We start from the raw sequence: 18,922 nt of genomic DNA, 5'->3' as shown, positions 1-18,922 counted from the left end.
AATCTTAAGAAAACTTAGTACAATAAAGAATATGCGTTTTCCACATAAAGTGGAGAAGAGATTTAGATTAGTAAAAGAAGGCAGGAAATATTATGGGAATTCCCGTCAAGCTGGAGGCATTTGAAGGTCCGCTGGATCTGCTCTTGCATTTGATTGATAAAAATAAAGTTAGTATCTATGATATTCCCATTGTGGAAATCACCAGACAGTATCTGGAATATATACAGGAAATGGAACGGCAGGACTTAGGCGTAATGAGTGAGTTTTTGGTTATGGCGGCAACCTTAATCGATATCAAGTCCCGGATGCTCCTTCCCAAAGAAGTAAATGAAGAGGGGGAAGAAGAAGATCCCCGGCAGGAGCTGGTAGAACAGCTGCTGCAGTATAAATTGTTTAAATACATGTCATATGAATTGCGTGACCGCCAGGAAGATGCCCAATTATTTTTATATAAGCCTCCAACCGTACCGGATGAGGTAGAAGAGTATCGCGAGCCGATCCATTTAGAAGAACTGCTTTCGGGAGTGACGCTGGCAAAACTGAATGCGATATTTAAAGCGGTAATGAAACGGCAGGAGAACAGAATTGACCCTATTCGAAGTACCTTTGGAAATCTGGAAAAAGAAGAAGTCAGTCTGGATGATAAAATGGAGTTCGTGGAACAGTATGTACTGACCAGGAAATCCTGCAGATTTCGTGATCTGTTGGTATTACAGACCAGTAAAATACATGTAATTGTTGCTTTTTTAGCCATTCTGGAACTAATGAAAGTGGGTAAAATCAATATCATGCAGCAGGATATCTTTGATGATATCTACATAACGGCCAATTAAGTGTAAATTGTAAGACAGAAAATTATTTCTGATACGTATTTGGGGGATGTTATAAGCAGGCTTATGATATGCATACGATGAAGTGTAAAGGAAAAGCGAGGAATACGAGTGGATTTAAAGAAGACAGAAGCTGCAATTGAGGCGATTCTCTTTACTATGGGAGAATCCGTGGAAGTGGATAAAATTGCAAAAGCAGTAGAACAGGATTCAGAAACAACTAAAAAAATAATACATAATATGATGGACCGTTATCAGACGGAAGAGCGTGGCATTCAGATCATAGAATTGGAAAATGCCTTTCAAATGTGTACAAAGAAGGATATGTATGAGTATCTGATTCGAATTGCAAAGCAGCCGAAAAAAATGGTTTTAACGGATGTTGCACTGGAGACTCTTTCCATTATAGCATATAAACAGCCAATCACAAAAATGGAGATTGAAAAAATCCGTGGTGTTAAGAGCGACCATGCAGTGAATAAGCTGATTGAATATAATCTTGTAAAAGAACTGGGGCGGCTGGATGCACCGGGACGTCCGCTTTTATTTGGAACAACAGAAGAATTCTTAAGGAATTTCGGGGTACACTCTTTAGAGGATCTGCCAACTGTAAATCCCGTGCAATTAGAGGATTTTAAGGCAGAGGCTGAAGAAGAAATTCAATTAAAACTGAATATCTAGAGTGGTTTACAGGCTCTGGAATACAGATGGGAGAGTTTTTATGCCTACAACTTATGCACATGATGCTTTTGGAAAAATTGTTTATCAAAAGCTTCCGGAAGAAATGAAACAGATAATAGGAAATGAAAGAACCGCATATTTGATCGGACTGCATGGACCTGATATACTTTTCTATAACAGACCCTTTTGTAATAACCCAATCAGCCAGAAGGGACACGAGATGCATGACGAGATTGCATCTGTCTTCTTTGCGGAATGCAAGAAAAAATATATGCAGGAAGAAAGTGAGATACTCCTTGCGTATATGTTTGGATTTGTATGTCATTATATGCTGGACAGTACCTGTCATCCATATATAAATGAATATATCGAGAAGACAGGGGTATCCCACGACGAAATCGAAACAGAGTTCGACCGTGAATTGATGGAACGCAATAACCGCAATCCTTTCCGTTTCCATCCCTCCGATTCAATTCACCTGGAAAAAGAAACAATCAGGGAAATTGCCAATGCGCTGTCAGATATCAGCGAATGCCAGGTGCGCCATTGTTTAAAAGCAATGAAGTTCTATACGAATATAACGGTTTGCTCCAACTGTTTTAAGAGAAATCTTTTTCTTAATCTGGCTCATTTTACGAAAGCATCTGATGCAATTCAGGGTAGAATTATAAAAAAGAAGAAAAGCAAACGCTGTGAGGAAAGTAACCAGATGCTTTTGCATTTGTTTAGGCTGGCGGTACCGGAGACGGTTACGGTAATGGAAGATTTTTATAATACCATTACGGATATGGACTACCTCAATTACCGTTTTGAAAGAAACTACAAATAAATAGAGATACTCTGAAATACTTTATAATATTCTTTCACATCCAACATATACTAGTAGAAAAGCCATAGGAAGTGAAGTGGATGAAGAAAATAACAGCAATTCTTTTAATACTGCTGCTCAGTATTTCCGGAAATCGCCTGGCTGCTCTGGCGGCAGAGGATCAGACGCCGGAAGAGCTGAATAATTTATACGCCCGTAGTGCCGTTTTAATGGATGGTGATACAGGGCGTATTCTTTATGGAAAGAATGAAAATGATGTAATGCCAATGGCAAGTACTACAAAGATCATGACCTGTATACTCACACTGGAAAAAGGAGATCTGGATTCTGTAGTTACCGCATCTTCCCTTGCTGCGTCTCAGCCAAAGGTTAGGCTGGGTATGAATACAGGAGAACGGTTTTATCTCAAAGACCTGCTCTATGCACTTATGCTGGAGTCTTTTAATGATGCCGCTGTTGCCATAGCCGAGCATCTGGGTGGAAGCGTGCAGGGATTTGCAGATATGATGAATGCAAAAGCAAAAGAGATAGGATGCACGGATACATATTTTATATCACCCAATGGATTAGACGCAACCGATGAAAAAGGAACCCATTCGACTACTGCAGCGAATCTGGCACGTATTATGAAGTACTGTATCACAGAATCACCACAAAAAGATATGTTCTTAAAAATTACAAGAGCTGCGAACCATAGTTTTGCTAATGCGGATCAGACGAGAAATTTTTCCTGTGTAAACCACAATGCATTTTTAAGCATGATGGAAGGGGCACTTTCCGGAAAGACAGGGTTCACCAACAATGCAGGGTACTGTTATGTAGGGGCACTTAAAAAAGACGGCAAGACCTTCATTGTCGCTTTGCTGGCATGCGGTTGGCCAAATAACAAGAGCTATAAGTGGAGTGATACCAGAAAGCTGATGAATTATGGGCTTCGGCATTATGATTTCAAGGAAATACATATTGGAAATGAACCTGGCGTATTTGTAGCATCCGATGTTATAAAACCCCTGAAAGTAGAATCTGGAATTCCGGAAAGCCAGAACCTGCAGGATACTGCTTTCGTAAATACCAGCCTGAAGTGTTCCAAAGATGATACTATCAAAATGCTCTTATCTGAAAATGAGAAAATAACAGCCGATTACCAGATGAAAGAACAACTTACGGCACCGGTAAAAAGTAATACTGAGATTGGGAAGGTTACTTATTACCTGAATGGAAAGCCACTGAGAGAATATCCGATTATTACCACCCAGAATATTGAAAAACTGGATTTTTCCTGGTGCCTGGATAAGATATGGGGATGGTTTGCTGCCTAAGTTGTAATGTGAGCCTGAAGTATAAAATTTCTACTTTGAAAAACCTCTGTGCAATGCTATAATAACAGGAAGCGGATTTTTCGCAAATACGACATAGAAAAGCAGAGGATGAATTAATATATGAAATCACTAGTAATCGCAGAGAAACCATCTGTTGCAAGGGATATCGCAAGGGTTTTGAAATGCCAGAAAAAGCTTCCGGGTGCTATGGAAGGCGGGCAATATGTTGTGACCTGGGCGCTGGGGCACCTGGTTACGCTGGCTGATCCGGAAGGATATGATGTTAAATATAAGGAATGGAAAATGGAAAGTCTTCCTATGATTCCTGAAAAAATGCAGCTGGTTGTAATTAAACAGAGCGCGAAACAGTATGCAGCTGTAAAAACGCAGATACACCGCAAAGATGTGGGAGAGATCATTATCGCCACAGATGCAGGAAGGGAAGGCGAGCTGGTAGCCAGATGGATTTTGGAAAAAGCCGGCAGTCACAAGCCGGTAAAGCGTCTGTGGATTTCTTCGGTAACGGATAAAGCAATCCGGGAAGGTTTTGGTCACTTAAAGGATGGAAGAGAATATATTCCGCTGTATGATGCGGCAGTGGCAAGGGCGGAAGCAGACTGGCTGGTGGGAATCAATGCTACCAGGGCATTGACCTGTAAATATAATGCCCAGTTGTCCTGTGGCAGGGTACAGACTCCAACCCTGGCAATGATTGCAGCAAGGGAGGAGGAAATAAGGAAATTTAAGCCTGAGGCTTACTATGGACTTACCCTTCGTACGAAAGGCATGGTCTGGAACTGGCAGGATGAAAAAAGTGGAAGCAGCCGGACGTTCCAGAAAGATAAGACAGATAAGATAGCAGAGAAACTTAAAAATGCAAAATTAACGGTAGTATCCGTTGAAAAGAAAGCGAAGCAGTCACAGGCTCCGGGCCTGTACGATCTGACGGAGCTTCAGCGTGAGGCAAATAAAAGGTTCGGATTTTCAGCAAAAGATACATTAAATACGATGCAGCGTTTATATGAGAATCACAAAGTACTGACCTATCCCCGAACGGATTCCAGATATATCAGTACAGATGTGGTAGATACATTAAAGGAAAGGCTGAAAGCATGTGCAGTCGGTCCCTACAAAAAGCTGGCTGGAACCCTGATTATGAAACCCATACGGGCAAACAAGTCATTTGTGGATAATGCGAAAGTCAGTGACCATCATGCGATTATTCCAACGGAGCAGTTTGTTCAGATGGATCATATGTCCGTGGATGAACGTAAGATCTATGATTTGGTAGTAAGGCGTTTTCTGGCTGTTTTATATCCGGCTTTTGAATATGAGCAGACGACAATGAAAGCAAAAGCAGGAGAGGAATTATTCACTGCAAAAGGGAAAGTTGTCAAAAGCCTGGGATGGAAAGCTGTGTATGAAGACATGGCTATGGATGATGAGGAAGACGATGAAAAGGATTCTGCAGGAAGCCTTCCGGCATTAAATAAAGGACAGGTTCTGGAGATTGAGAAAGTCACCATGACGGAAGGAAAGACGAAGCCTCCTGCACCCTTTAACGAGGCTACACTTTTATCCGCTATGGAGAATCCCGTGAAATATATGGAGAGCAAAGATGCCCAGGCAGCCAAAACACTTGGAGAGACCGGAGGACTTGGTACTGTGGCAACCCGTGCGGATATTATAGAAAAGCTGTTTAATACCTTCCTGATGGAAAAACGTGGAAAGGATATCTTCGTTACTTCCAAAGCAAAACAGCTTCTGGAACTGGTGCCGGAAGATCTGAAAAAGCCGGAACTGACAGCGGACTGGGAGATGAAGCTGTCTAAAATTGCAAAGGGGAAGTTAAAAAGAGTATCTTTTTTAAATGACATCCGCAGTTATACCCATGAAATTATAACAGAAATCAAACAGGGTGAAGGAAATTTCAGGCATGATAATCTGACCAATTCAAAATGCCCCGTCTGCGGAAAACGTATGCTTGCGGTTAATGGAAAGAACAGCCGTATGCTGGTATGCCAGGACAGGGAATGCGGACATCGTGAAACAATTGCCAGAGTGACAAATGCCAGATGTCCAAACTGCCATAAGAAAATGGAAATGGTGATGAAAGGGAGTGAAGAAACTTTTGTCTGCGTCTGTGGACATAAGGAAAAATTGTCAGCTTTTCAGGCGAGAAGGCAGAAGGAAGGTGCGGGTGTCAGCAAGAAAGATGTCCAGAACTACCTGAGCAAACAGAAGCAGGAAGCCAAAGAACCAATCAATAATGCATTTGCTGCAGCATTTGCTAAATTGGATATAAAAGAATAAATAAAATAAATGCATTATCAGACATGAGCTGGCGTCTATGGTAAAAAATTGTTAAAATATAGACAAAACACTTGCGTTTTTTATGTAAACAAGATAAAATATAATTGGCAGAAATTTGGTTTTACTTTAATAATATAGAAAATGGAGGGCTGAAAAATGAGTAATACAGCACAAAGCTTGGCAAGTACTAGAATCGCTTCTTTACTTGATGAGAACAGTTTTGTTGAAATCGGCGGATATGTAACTGCCAGAAATACTGATTTCAACATGCAGCAAAAGGAAACCCCTGCAGACGGCGTCATTACCGGTTATGGTGTGATCGACGGCAACCTGGTATATGTATATAGCCAGGATGCATCCGTACTTGGAGGTACCATTGGAGAAATGCATGCAAAGAAAATTGCTGGTCTTTATGATCTGGCGCTTAAAATGGGTGCACCAGTGATCGGTTTAGTTGACTGCGCAGGTATGAGACTTCAGGAAGCAACCGATGCTTTAAACGGATTTGGTGAAATCTACATGAAGCAGTCAGTGGCAAGCGGTATAATTCCCCAGATCACAGCCGTATTTGGTAATTGCGGCGGAGGACTTGCGATCGCTTCCGAACTTACCGACTTTACATTTATGGAAGAAAAGAAAGCAAAATTATTTGTGAATTCTCCAAATGCACTGGATGGAAATGATGTATCTAAATGTGATACAGCTTCCGCAAAATTCCAGAGTGAAGAAGCAGGAACGGTAGACTATACAGGCAGCGAAGCTGACGTACTGTCCCAGATCAGATCTCTTGTATGTATGCTCCCGGCTAACAACGAAGACGATATGTCTTATGAAGAGTGTACAGATGATTTGAACCGCGTATGTAAAGATCTTGCAAATGCCGCAGGTGATACATCCATTCTTTTATCTGATATTTCTGATGACAATCTTTTCTTTGAAACAAAAGCAGCTTATGCAAAAGAAATGGTAACCGGTTTTATTAAATTAAACGGAATTACCGTAGGTGCAGTTGCCAACCGTACAGAAGTTTGTGATGAAGAAGGCAACGTTGCAGAAACATATGAAGCAGTATTAACTAACAGAGGTGCAAAAAAAGCAGCTGAATTTATTCAGTTCTGTGATGCTTTTAATATTCCGGTATTATCCTTGACAAATGTCAAAGGATTTAAAGCAGATACTCATTCTGAAAGATGTATCGCAAAAGCTGTTGCACAACTTACTTATGCGTTTGCAAACGCTACTGTTCCTAAAGTTAACGTTATTATCGGTGCAGCTTACGGAACAGCTTATGTAGCAATGAACAGTAAATCAATCGGTGCAGACATGACATTTGCATGGACAGATGCCCAGATCGGTATGATGGATGCAAAATCGGCTGCCAGGATTATGTATGCGGATGCTGATGCGGCGACAATCAGTGAAAAGGCAGCAGAATATGCAGCTTTACAGTCAAGCGCTATGTCAGCAGCTAGAAGAGGGTATGTTGATACGTTGATTGAAGCAGAAGATACCAGAAAATATGTTATCGGAGCTTTTGAAATGTTATTCACAAAAAGAGAAGATCGTCCGAACAAAAAACATGGCACGGTTTAAGCGGGGTGAATGATATGAAACGAAAACTTAAAGGAATCTTATTGGCTATGTGCATGGCGGTAATCACCCTTGCAATGCCAATGTGTGTTTATGCAGAAGAAGCGGCTGTTTCTGATTCAGACCGTGCGACTATTGAAAGTTTTGCGCAGCAGACAGTAGAGCAGATTACTTCCATGACAGATGAGCAGATGGATGAAATTATGAAACCGTCTTCCATATTAACAGCACCAAACAAATTTTTTGTTGAAGCTGTTCAGGCGTGGCAGGATGTCAGAGATGAGCTTGGAGCATTTAAAGCGACTACCGGACATGATATCGAAGTATCCGAGGATAATATTGTAGTTACAACCAACGTAACCTTTGAAAAAGCGGATGGTGCAGTTGTACTGACAATAGGACGTGAAGATCTTGCGCCATCAAGCATGACTTTTGATACAGGCGCGGATTCATCCATGGCTGCAAAGATGGAAAAAGCGGCATTAAATACCCTTATGGGACTTGTAATTGTATTTGTAATGCTGGTTTTCTTAAGCTTTTTAATTTCCCAGTTTAAGCATTTTGGCAAACTGGAAAACCGTGGTAAAAAGAATGAAAATGAATTAGATGTTGCAGCAAAAGCAATTCCGGTTCCGGTGGCTCCGGTCCAGGAAGAGGAATTAGCAGATGATGGAGAATTAGTTGCAGTAATAGCAGCTGCAATTGCAGCAAGCGAAAATACATCTACAGATAGTTTTGTAGTTCGTTCAATCAGAAAAGCAAATAAAAGAAAATGGCAGAATGCTTAAGTATAGGAGGAAATCGTAATGAAAAATTATACAATTACCGTTAACGGAACAGCATATGATGTAACTGTTGAAGAGGGTACCACAGGTGCAGCACAGGCTGCAGCTCCAAAAGCAGCACCGAAGGCAGCACCAAAAGCAGCTCCAAAGGCTGCAGCACCGGCAGGTGGATCCGCAGGAGCTGTAAAAGTAGCTGCATCCGTACCTGGAAAAGTATGTAAGATTGAAGCCAGTGTTGGACAGGCTGTGAAAACCGGTGATAATATCATGATCCTGGAAGCAATGAAAATGGAAATTCCAGTTGTTGCACCTCAGGATGGAACCATTGCAAGTATTGATGTAGCTGTTGGTGATACCGTTGAAAACGGAGATGCTTTAGCATCTATGAATTAGAATTTGCATAAATAATGTAAATTCCCACCAGTAGAAAAATCTGCTGAAATACTAAAATGGGAGGTAAAAACATGTCTTATATTCTTGATACTTTGTCGAACTTACTTCACCAGACAGCGTTCTTTAATCTGACAGTAGGTAACTATGTTATGATTGCAGTTGCATGTATATTCTTGTACCTGGCTATTAAACATGGGTTTGAGCCTCTGTTGCTGGTACCGATTGCGTTTGGTATGCTTTTGGTAAATATCTATCCGGATATCATGATGAGACCGGAAGATTCTGCCAATGGAGTAGGTGGACTTCTTCACTACTTCTATATTCTGGATGAGTGGAGTATTTTACCATCACTTATTTTTATGGGTGTTGGTGCTATGACTGACTTCGGTCCGCTGATTGCGAATCCGCGAAGCTTCCTGCTTGGCGCTGCAGCTCAGCTTGGTATTTATGTTGCATATTTCCTGGCAATCCTCTTAGGATTTAATGGAAAAGCGGCAGCAGCAATCTCCATCATTGGTGGTGCTGATGGTCCTACCTCAATCTTCCTTGCCGGTAAACTGGGGCAGGCAACCCTAATGGGGCCAATTGCGGTGGCGGCATATTCATATATGTCTCTCGTACCGATTATTCAGCCGCCGATTATGAAGCTGTTAACAACAGAAAAAGAAAGAAAGATCAAAATGGAGCAGTTAAGACCTGTTTCCAAATTAGAGAAAATCTTATTCCCCATCATTATCAGTATCGTTGTATGCTTAATCCTGCCTACAACCGCGCCACTTGTTGGTATGTTAATGCTTGGTAACTTATTCAGAGAATCCGGTGTTGTAAAACAGCTCACGGAAACTGCATCAAATGCGCTTATGTACATCGTAGTTATTTTACTTGGAACCTCTGTAGGTGCATCTACCAGTGCAGAAGCATTCCTGAATCTGAATACTATTAAAATCGTTGTTTTAGGTCTTGTAGCCTTCGCATTCGGTACTGCCGGCGGTGTTCTGCTTGGCAAGCTGATGTGTAAACTGACACATGGCAAGATTAATCCGTTAATCGGTTCAGCAGGAGTATCTGCCGTTCCTATGGCGGCTCGTGTATCACAGAAGGTAGGTGCGGAAGCAGATCCTACAAACTTCCTTCTGATGCATGCGATGGGACCAAACGTAGCGGGTGTTATCGGTACGGCAGTTGCCGCCGGTACCTTCATGGCTATATTTGGGATTTAGCCTGAATTAAGAGACAGGTTATAAAGTAGAAACCGGACGGATTATGACAATCCGTCTGAGCGCCTAAGCACGCTCTAGTGACAAAATATAAGGAGGTCAGAAAATGTCAGAAGTAGTAAAAAAACCAATTAAAATTACCGAGACAATACTGCGTGATGCACATCAGTCCCTGATTGCAACCAGAATGACAACAGAACAGATGCTGCCAATCGTAGAGAAACTGGATAAAGTGGGATATCATTCCGTAGAGTGCTGGGGTGGAGCAACCTTTGATGCATCTCTTCGTTTCTTGAAAGAAGATCCATGGGAAAGACTTCGTAAATTCCGTGACGGATTTAAAAATACAAAGTTACAGATGTTATTCCGTGGACAGAATATCCTTGGATACCGTCCATACGCAGATGATGTGGTAGAATATTTTGTTCAGAAATCCCTTTCAAATGGTATTGATATAATTCGTATATTTGACTGTATGAATGATTTACGTAACCTAAAAGCAGCTGTTGATGCTGCAAATAAGGAAAAAGGCCATGCACAGGTAGCGCTCTCTTACACTTTGGGAGATGCATACACACATGATTACTGGATCAAAATGGCTAAAAATGTAGAAGAAATGGGTGCAAACTCAATCTGTCTGAAGGATATGGCAGGCCTTTTACTTCCTTATGAAGCTACAGAACTGATCGGCAAACTGAAAAAAGCAGTTAAAATACCGATTCAGCTGCATACCCATTATACATCAGGTGTTGCTTCTATGACTTACTTAAAAGCAGTAGAAGCTGGAGTTGACGTAATTGATACGGCAATGTCACCATTCGCTCTTGGAACATCCCAGCCGGCAACAGAAGTTATGGTTGAGACTTTCAAAGGAACACAGTATGATACTGGATTCGATCAGAAATTATTAGCAGAAATCGCTGATTACTTCAGACCAATCAGAGATGAAGCTTTAAGTTCCGGTTTATTAAATCCGAAAAACCTTGGTGTTGATATTAAGACATTGTTATATCAGGTACCTGGCGGTATGCTTTCTAACCTGACTTCTCAGCTGAAAGAACAGCACGCAGAAGACAAATATTACGATGTGCTTGCAGAAGTTCCAAGAGTGCGTAAAGATCTTGGTGAGCCGCCGCTTGTAACACCTTCTTCACAGATCGTTGGTACACAGGCTGTATTTAACGTAATCATGGGAGAGCGTTACAAAATGGTTACCAAAGAAACAAAGGCAGTTCTGTCCGGAGAATACGGCGCAACTGTTAAACCATTCAACAAGGAAATCCAGAAGAAATGTATTGGTGACAAGACACCGATTACCTGCCGTCCGGCTGACTTGCTGAAACCAGAATTAAAGACAATCGAAGCTGAAATGTCACAGTGGAAAGAACAGGATGAAGATGTCCTGACCTACGCACTGTTCCCACAGGTTGCTACCGATTTCTTTAAATACAGAGAAGCTCAGAAAACGAAAGTAGATCCGAAAACGGCTGATACGAAGAATGGGGCTTATCCGGTTTAGAAATTTATAATAAGAGGTTTGGGGAATTAAAATTCCTCAGACCTCTTTTTGCTTGTTTTTACACAATGCTGAAAAAACCAGATAAAAATTGAAATTTCCCTGGTTTCATGTTAATATTAATATTTGAAAGAAAATCGCTTTCAAATTACTAATTAAGGAATAGTACAAGCCTGCTTGCGCTATTCAGGGGAATTAGAATGAAAATTATAGAGAATACGAAGGAATATAAATGTTATGCCAACGACCAATGAATTGTTAAGTCAGAGAAACCGAAAAGGAAAAAAGATAAATATAAACCCCAACGGTCCCAACCGTGTGCACCGGGCCATGAAAATGGATGCGGTATTCAGTGATATGCCTCAGGAAGATATTCTGAAGACGATTCTGAAGTCTGATATTCGAAATCTTCAAATGACACTTGATGAAGCTGATGAGACTTCTTTCGAAGTGGCAGTGGAAATGATTTTAAATGCCAGGGATATATATGTGATTGGTGTCAGAAGCTGTGAACCACTGGCTAATTTCCTGGGATTTTATTTAAATCTGATGTTTAAAAATGTAAAGGTAATCAGTACCAACAGTGCCAGTGAGTTGTTTGAACAGCTGTTTCGGATTGGTGCCGAGGATGTGATTATCGGTATCAGTTTTCCACGCTATTCCATGCGTACCTTAAAGGCGATGGAGCTGGCGAACAACCGGAGTGCGAAAGTGATATCCATTACGGACAGCATCTATTCGCCCATGAAACTGTATGCGACCTGTAATTTGACGGCTAAAAGCGACATGGCTTCGATTGCAGACTCTCTGACAGCGCCTATGAGCCTCATTAACGCCCTTGTAGTGTCTCTTTGCATGAGACGCCAGGCTGAGATGGCAGAGTCCTTAAAAACGCTGGAACAGGTCTGGGAGGAGTATCAGGTATATAACAATGATGAGATTAATTATATTGATAATCATATAGAAGTGAAATTTCCCGGCAGAACCGATGAAAATTAAGAAGGAAGAACAGGTGTGGATATAAAAATGAGTAAGGTTTTAATTATTGGCGGTGGAGCAGCCGGAATGTTTGCAGCATGTGCAGCAGCTTCGAATGGCCATGAAGTACATGTGTTTGAAAAAAACGAAAAGCTTGGCAAGAAGCTGTTTATCACCGGTAAGGGAAGATGTAATCTGACCAATGCCTGCGATATGGAAGAATTATTTGATAGTGTCTGCACAAATAAGAAGTTTTTATACAGTGCTTTTTATGGATATACCAATCAGGACGTAATTGATTTCTTTGAAGAAGCTGGCATGAAAACGAAAATTGAGAGAGGCAGCCGGGTATTTCCGGTTTCAGATCATTCTTCTGATGTGATTGCCGCTCTGACCAGGAAAATGAAATCTCTTGGAGTAAAGACGTATTTTAATACAACGGTAAAAGGAATTATTATTGAAGAAGAGTCATGTAAAGGAATTATTCTGGAAGATAAAACTAAGCTGTACGGAGATGCTGTGATAGTTACTACAGGAGGTTTTTCTTATCAAAGTACAGGATCTACCGGGGATGGATACCGCTTTGCAAAAGATGCGGGACATAAAGTAACAGATTTGCTTCCTTCCCTTGTCCCTATGAATACCAAAGAAGAATTTGTGAAGCGCTTACAGGGACTTTCCCTGCGTAATGTAAGAATTACTCTGTGTGATGGAAAAAAATGCCTGTATGAGGATTTTGGAGAAATGATGTTCACTCATTTTGGCATCACCGGACCATTAATTCTTACGGCCAGTACTACGGTGACGAAAAAATATCGCGGAAAGGATCTGCAGCTTTATATAGATCTGAAACCGGCACTTTCCGAAGAGCAGCTGGATCATCGTATACTCCGTGAATTTGAAGAGGGAAAGAACAGGCAATTTAAAAATGTCATAAACACCCTGTTTCCGGCTAAGCTGATTCCTGTTATGATAGATCTGTCGGAAATTTCTCCGGAAAAGAAAGTGAATGAAATTTCCAGGGAAGAACGGCAGAATTTAGTATCTCTGATTAAGCATCTGCCCCTTACGGTAACGGGACTGCGGGATTATAATGAAGCCATTATTACCAGAGGCGGTGTGGCGGTGAAAGAGGTCAATCCGTCTACAATGGAGTCAAAACTGGTATCCCGCCTGTATTTTGCAGGGGAGGTTTTGGATCTGGATGCAGTGACAGGTGGATTTAACCTGCAGATTGCCTGGTCAACCGCTTATGCTGCAGGGCAGGCTATTGAGTAGCTGAGGGTTCAAAATTTATGGACTGCCCGGCATTTTAGGGAGGAAATGATGTGAACAAATGCGGCAGATGCCGTAATTAAATAAGTAATGGAGGTTTTCAATGAGTTTTAATATTGCAATTGACGGACCTGCAGGAGCAGGAAAAAGTACTATAGCAAAAAGAGTGGCAAAAGAGCTTTCTTTTATTTATGTGGATACCGGAGCGATGTATCGGGCGATTGCACTTTATCTGATTCGCAGTAAGGTGTCTCCTGCAGACCAGGAAGCGCTGAAGAAAGCCTGTGAGAATATAGAAATTACGATTTCCTATGAAAATGGAGAACAGCAGGTCATCCTGAATGGAGAGAATGTGACAGGATTAATCAGAACCGAAGAAGTGGGGAATATGGCTTCAGCCGCATCCGCTAATCCACCGGTACGGGAAAAGCTGTTAGACCTTCAAAGAAATCTTGCCCGGAATTCGGATGTACTGATGGATGGCAGGGATATAGGGACAAATGTACTTCCAAATGCCCAGCTTAAGATTTACCTGACAGCTAGTTCTGCTACCAGGGCAGAGCGGCGTTATCTGGAATTGCAGGAAAAGGGAGAGAACTGTCAATTGGAAGAAATCGAACGGGATATCATCGAACGCGACCAGCGTGACATGAACCGTGATATTGCGCCTTTAAAACAGGCAGAAGATGCAGTTCTTGTAGACTCCTCCAACATGGGAATAGACCAGGTGGTTGAGTGTATATTGTCCCTCTATGAAGAAAGAAAAGGCAGGTAGGACATGGAAGTAATTGTGGCAAAGACGGCTGGATTTTGCTTTGGAGTAAAACGTGCTGTTGATAAGGTATATGAGCAGGTAGAAAAAGGAACAGAACCTATCTGCACTTATGGGCCGATTATTCATAACGAAGAAGTAGTAAAAGATCTGGAGCGTAAAGGTGTTTCCGTGATTAACTCTGTCTCTGAATTAAAAGCGCTTAAGGAAGGCACGGTTGTAATCCGTTCTCATGGCGTAGCAAAAGAAATTTACGATATAATAGAATCAAAAGGGCTTCATCTGGTTGACGCAACCTGTCCTTTTGTTTTAAAAATACACAATATTGTAAAAAAGGAAAGCGCCAGTGGATCAGAAATTATCATAATCGGAAATGATCAGCATCCGGAAGTAGAAGGAATCAAAGGTTGGTGTTCGGGACCTGTTACGGTGATAGAATCGGCTGCTGAAGCGGAGAATTTCGTACAGGAAAGTGGAAAAAGGCTCTGCATTGTGTCCCAAACGACATTTAATTACAATAAATTTAATAAATTAGTTGAAATTCTTTCTAAAAAGGGTTATGATATAATTGTTTTAAATACGATTTGCAACGCGACTGAAGAGAGGCAGACCGAAGCGAGGGCGATTGCAAAGCGCGTAGATGGCATGATTGTCATCGGGGGCAGGCATAGTTCCAATACGCAGAAGCTATTTGAAATATGCAAAAATGAATGTGAAAATACTTACTATATACAGACACTCGTTGATTTGGATGTACATTCTTTACCATCCATGGGTTGCGTAGGTATTACCGCAGGGGCATCGACCCCAAATAATATTATTGAGGAGGTTCAAAAGAATGTCAGAAATGAGTTTTGAACAAATGCTGGAAGAATCATTTAAAACAATTCATAATGGAGAGGTAGTCGAAGGTACAATCATCGACGTCAAAGAAGATGAGATCATCTTAAATATAGGCTATAAAGCTGACGGTATCATCACAAGAAGTGAATATACAAACGAACCGAACGTAGACCTTCGTACACTTGTTAATGTCAATGACAAAATGGAAGCAAAAGTATTAAAAGTGAATGATGGCGAAGGTCAGGTATTACTTACTTATAAGAGATTAGCAGCAGAAAAAGGCAACAAGAAACTGGAAGAAGCTTTCAATAACCATGAAGTATTAAAAGCACAGGTAGCTCAGGTACTTGGCGGCGGATTAAGCGTTGTAGTAGATGAGTCCAGAGTATTCATTCCTGCAAGCCTGGTTTCTGATACCTATGAGAAAAATCTGGGTAAATATGAAGGACAGGAAATTGAATTCGTAATCAGCGAATTTAATCCACGCAGAAGAAGAATCATTGGTGACCGTAAGCAGTTATTAGTTGCTAAAAAAGAAGTAATGCAAAAAGAACTCTTTGAAAGAATCCATGAAGGTGACGTTGTAGAAGGCGTTATTAAGAATGTTACAGACTTTGGAGCATTTATTGATCTTGGCGGAGCTGACGGTTTACTTCATATTTCCGAAATGTCCTGGGGCAGAGTAGAGAATCCAAAGAAAGTATTCAAAGTTGGTGAAACAATTTCCGTATTGATTAAAGAAATCAGCGGAACAAAGATCGCATTAAGCTTAAAATTTGAAAACCAGAATCCATGGCTTACAGCAGCTGAAAAGTATGCAGTAGGAAATGTAGTTGATGGAAAAGTTGCAAGAATGACTGACTTTGGTGCATTTGTAGAATTAGAGCCAGGAGTTGATGCTTTACTTCATGTATCTCAGATCTCTCATGACCACGTAGAGAAACCATCTGATGTATTATCCGTTGGACAGGAAATTACAGCAAAGGTAGTGGATTTCAATGAAGATGATAAGAAAATCAGCCTGAGCATGAAAGCTTTGGAAAATGCAGAAGATGCGGTATCCCAGGAAATGTATGAAGATGTAGCAGAAGATGCTGCAGAGGATATGGTTGAAGAGTCAATTACAGAATAATTGATACAGGCATTTCCAGTTATCTGGAAATGCCGTTTTTGTTGGATTTAGAGGACAGAGGCCCACATCGAAAATTGTTAAATAAACAACTAGCCTGTTAATTATACAACTAGCTCGTTAAATAAACAACTTTCCGAAATTGGGCTTTTTTTCTGTTTTTTTTCTGAAATATGTGCTATACTGTCTCTGGAGTTTAAAACAAATTTTGAATATAAGTCAGGAGATTTTCCGTGTTTTCCAGGAACTCCGGAGTACATTCAAAGTACGCGACAGGGTCAGAATAATTTTCTTTAAAGGCAGGGACATAAAGTTCCGCGGCCTGCGGAAGAAAGCTGCCGGATTTTTTTTGAAAGCAGGTAGCAGCTTTTGCGGGAACCCGGTAGGCTTTATCTATGAAAGATGCCACGCTTTTGTGCATGGCGGTATCTTCAGCCGGTAAATAGTAGTAATTTTTATAATCACGGAAAAAATACTTTAAGGTACCAGTGAATCCCGGTATTTGGATTTTACAGGTTTTGTCATGGGCTGTTATATACCCGAAATCCAGTTTGCATGAGATGGGTTTTGGCAGATTACAGGAAAGAGAAGCTGTAATCAAAAGGGAAAAGGCATGATCAGATTCTTCTGATATTTCGGTGTGGGTAATCGCAAATCTCCCATTTATAAGGTCCAGATAGGATAACAGTGGGAATAATCCGGCTAATCCCCTTAAATCATCGTGATTATGCCAGAGCAGTTGTTCACAAAGCCGCGGATCATGGTTTTTCTGGTATTCCCGGCAAATTGGAATCAGTTCCCCGCCATTGGCTGTGTCTGTGCGGTCTGTTTCCAAATATTCCTCTAACGATCGCTGGTTTAAATGAGTAAGCTTTAAGTATTTCTTCAGTGGTTTTACTTTCAGATATATGTCAATGCTGTTAAGCTGTTCTGGCAGAAAGGTCTGGTTATGGGTTTCACATTTTGCTTTCACATAAGGAAGGTCAAAGCGATCCCCATTAAAATGGATCAGGTATACATAGTTGGCGGCAAACTGGATGAAGCTGTGGAGCAGCAGCGGTTCGTCTGACTCTGTTTCAGCCAGCCATTGACGAAGTTTCCAGGAATCATGTTCATAATACATTACTCCAATGAGGTACAGGCTGGAGCTGCGAGGTGAAAAGCCGGTGGTTTCGATATCAAAAAACAGTACATCTGCAGGATTGTAATGTCTGGCTATCAGATGAACGTTAGGAATAGATATATCAGTTGTTTTAGTAATCATAGGATCGCCTCCAAATTTTTCATAAGTAACTGTTCAGCAGAATTATATCACATTTCAAGCAATTGTCATAGGTGATTTATTGCAGGAAAGAGGAGATCAGGTAATATGTGGGATTTTCAGATTTTGGGTGTCGACTTGTATCATATATTGAGTTGGCTGTACTTATATAGTTTTTTGGGATGGCTCTGGGAGAGCTGTTATGTCTCTGTAAAGGAGAAAAAGATCATTAACAGAGGATTCGTTACCGGACCACTGTGTACGATTTACGGAGTGGGGGCTGTGGGTGTCTACCTGATTCTAAGGCCTCTTGAAGACAGACTCATCATCCTGTATCTGGGCGGAGTTCTTGTCGCTACGGTTTTGGAATATGTTACCGCGCTGCTGATGGAAACTCTTTTTCATACAAGCTGGTGGGACTACAGCAGCAAACCATATAATTTTCAAGGCAGAATATGTCTGGGCAGTTCTATTGCCTGGGGATTTTTTACCGTTATCATGTTTAAAGTGTTCCAGCCTTTTGCAGAATGGGTAGTGAATCTCTTTTCTGTACCAACGGGGCATGCCATGATTATCATTATTACTGTTTTGTATGTGGTTGATTTTTCATTTTCTACACTTACTGCTATGAAACTGGGACAGAAGCTTGGTGGATTGGAACGGGCTATGGGAGAATTGGTAGAGTATGTTCAGAATACCAGGATCTATAGTTCGGCGGGAGAGCTGGTAGAACGGCTTGAACCTTATCGTCAGTCCTTTAACAAACAAAATGTGAAAGAAAAAATGGATCAGTACCAGGCAGGTATCTTAAAATTCCTGAATCTGGAAGGGAAAGAAGAGAGTCTGGGTGAAATCAAAAATAAACTGTCTGCAGTCAGGGATCAGTATGTTAAAATGGCTTCCGGTATTAACTGGAATGACAGGCGTCTGTTCCGCGCATATCCGAATCTGAGTAAAGCAACCGGAACAAAGAGATGGATGAAAAAGAAAAGTAAAAAAAGGAATGCAAAAAAATGTGTAAATGATAAATCAAAAATGAAGGATAGATCAAAAAAAGAATGATAGATAAAAAAACGATAGATAAAAAAACGATAGATCAAAATTAGATTTTTAATGAGGATGAAATAATTTACGCTATAAAATTATCCGTGGGTAACTGCTGATAATCTTTATGATATATTTAAAAAGAAG

17 protein-coding genes are annotated in these 18,922 nt (G+C 41.0%); 16 read left to right on the top strand and 1 reads right to left on the bottom strand.

The features are described 5' to 3' along the window. Nucleotides 1-92 precede the first annotated feature (92 nt). The 15 genes from CD03_RS0117065 (at nt 93) to rpsA (ending at nt 16,473) form a co-directional block, all read left to right on the top strand. Nucleotides 93-833, top strand: coding sequence for a segregation and condensation protein A (locus CD03_RS0117065; RefSeq protein WP_027294685.1), 741 nt, complete (start codon nt 93-95; stop codon nt 831-833). Nucleotides 834-941: 108 nt separating this feature from the next. Further along, nucleotides 942-1,511, top strand: a complete 570-nt coding sequence (gene scpB, locus CD03_RS0117060) for an SMC-Scp complex subunit ScpB (protein WP_027294684.1) — start codon at nt 942-944, stop codon at nt 1,509-1,511. A gap of 40 nt (nt 1,512-1,551) precedes the next feature. Further along, nucleotides 1,552-2,340, top strand: coding sequence for a zinc dependent phospholipase C family protein (locus tag CD03_RS0117055; protein ID WP_027294683.1), 789 nt, complete (start codon nt 1,552-1,554; stop codon nt 2,338-2,340). Nucleotides 2,341-2,420: 80 nt separating this feature from the next. Next, the gene (locus tag CD03_RS0117050; RefSeq protein ID WP_027294682.1) at nt 2,421-3,659 is read left to right on the top strand and encodes a D-alanyl-D-alanine carboxypeptidase family protein; all 1,239 of its coding nucleotides are present in this window, start codon (nt 2,421-2,423) and stop codon (nt 3,657-3,659) included. A gap of 120 nt (nt 3,660-3,779) precedes the next feature. Beyond that, the gene (locus CD03_RS0117045; RefSeq protein WP_027294681.1) at nt 3,780-5,972 is read left to right on the top strand and encodes a DNA topoisomerase III; all 2,193 of its coding nucleotides are present in this window, start codon (nt 3,780-3,782) and stop codon (nt 5,970-5,972) included. A gap of 156 nt (nt 5,973-6,128) precedes the next feature. Next, nucleotides 6,129-7,565, top strand: coding sequence for an acyl-CoA carboxylase subunit beta (locus CD03_RS0117040; RefSeq protein WP_027294680.1), 1,437 nt, complete (start codon nt 6,129-6,131; stop codon nt 7,563-7,565). Between the two features lie 14 nt (nt 7,566-7,579). Continuing rightward, complete coding sequence (locus CD03_RS0117035; RefSeq protein ID WP_052377848.1) at nt 7,580-8,350, top strand: OadG family transporter subunit; 771 nt, start codon at nt 7,580-7,582, stop codon at nt 8,348-8,350. 18 nt (nt 8,351-8,368) lie between these two features. After that, complete coding sequence (locus CD03_RS0117030; RefSeq protein ID WP_027294678.1) at nt 8,369-8,740, top strand: biotin/lipoyl-containing protein; 372 nt, start codon at nt 8,369-8,371, stop codon at nt 8,738-8,740. Between the two features lie 71 nt (nt 8,741-8,811). Further along, nucleotides 8,812-9,960, top strand: a complete 1,149-nt coding sequence (locus CD03_RS0117025) for a sodium ion-translocating decarboxylase subunit beta (RefSeq protein WP_027294677.1) — start codon at nt 8,812-8,814, stop codon at nt 9,958-9,960. 103 nt (nt 9,961-10,063) lie between these two features. Further along, a complete protein-coding gene (locus CD03_RS0117020; protein WP_027294676.1) occupies nt 10,064-11,476 on the top strand; it encodes an oxaloacetate decarboxylase subunit alpha in 1,413 nt (470 codons plus the stop codon). 234 nt (nt 11,477-11,710) lie between these two features. Beyond that, on the top strand, nt 11,711-12,472 hold the full coding sequence (locus CD03_RS33845; RefSeq protein WP_052377847.1) for a MurR/RpiR family transcriptional regulator: 762 nt from the start codon (nt 11,711-11,713) through the stop codon (nt 12,470-12,472). A gap of 27 nt (nt 12,473-12,499) precedes the next feature. After that, nucleotides 12,500-13,729, top strand: coding sequence for an NAD(P)/FAD-dependent oxidoreductase (locus CD03_RS0117010; protein WP_027294675.1), 1,230 nt, complete (start codon nt 12,500-12,502; stop codon nt 13,727-13,729). Between the two features lie 100 nt (nt 13,730-13,829). Further along, complete coding sequence (gene cmk / locus CD03_RS0117005) at nt 13,830-14,501, top strand: (d)CMP kinase (RefSeq protein WP_027294674.1); 672 nt, start codon at nt 13,830-13,832, stop codon at nt 14,499-14,501. A 3-nt stretch (nt 14,502-14,504) separates the two neighbouring features. Continuing rightward, the gene (gene ispH / locus CD03_RS0117000) at nt 14,505-15,356 is read left to right on the top strand and encodes a 4-hydroxy-3-methylbut-2-enyl diphosphate reductase (RefSeq protein ID WP_027294673.1); all 852 of its coding nucleotides are present in this window, start codon (nt 14,505-14,507) and stop codon (nt 15,354-15,356) included. Further along, nucleotides 15,337-16,473, top strand: coding sequence for a 30S ribosomal protein S1 (gene rpsA, locus CD03_RS0116995; RefSeq protein WP_027294672.1), 1,137 nt, complete (start codon nt 15,337-15,339; stop codon nt 16,471-16,473). The genes ispH and rpsA overlap by 20 nt, the downstream gene beginning before the upstream one ends. A gap of 193 nt (nt 16,474-16,666) precedes the next feature. Here rpsA and CD03_RS33840 read toward each other — a convergent pair whose 3' ends face one another. Further along, complete coding sequence (locus tag CD03_RS33840; protein ID WP_052377846.1) at nt 16,667-17,734, bottom strand: ribonuclease H-like domain-containing protein; 1,068 nt, start codon at nt 17,732-17,734, stop codon at nt 16,667-16,669. Nucleotides 17,735-17,839: 105 nt separating this feature from the next. Here CD03_RS33840 and CD03_RS36190 point away from each other — a divergent pair, with 105 nt between their 5' ends. Further along, entirely contained in the window at nt 17,840-18,793 is a 954-nt protein-coding gene (locus CD03_RS36190) for a putative ABC transporter permease (RefSeq protein WP_052377845.1), read from the top strand. Nucleotides 18,794-18,922 lie beyond the last annotated feature (129 nt).

Origin of the sequence: Robinsoniella sp. KNHs210 (genome assembly GCF_000686105.1) — a bacterium.
GTDB classification, from domain to species: Bacteria; Bacillota; Clostridia; order Lachnospirales; family Lachnospiraceae; genus Robinsoniella; species Robinsoniella peoriensis.
The sequence above is the reverse complement of the archived record's forward strand: the minus strand, read 5'-3'. Positions and strand labels throughout refer to the sequence as shown.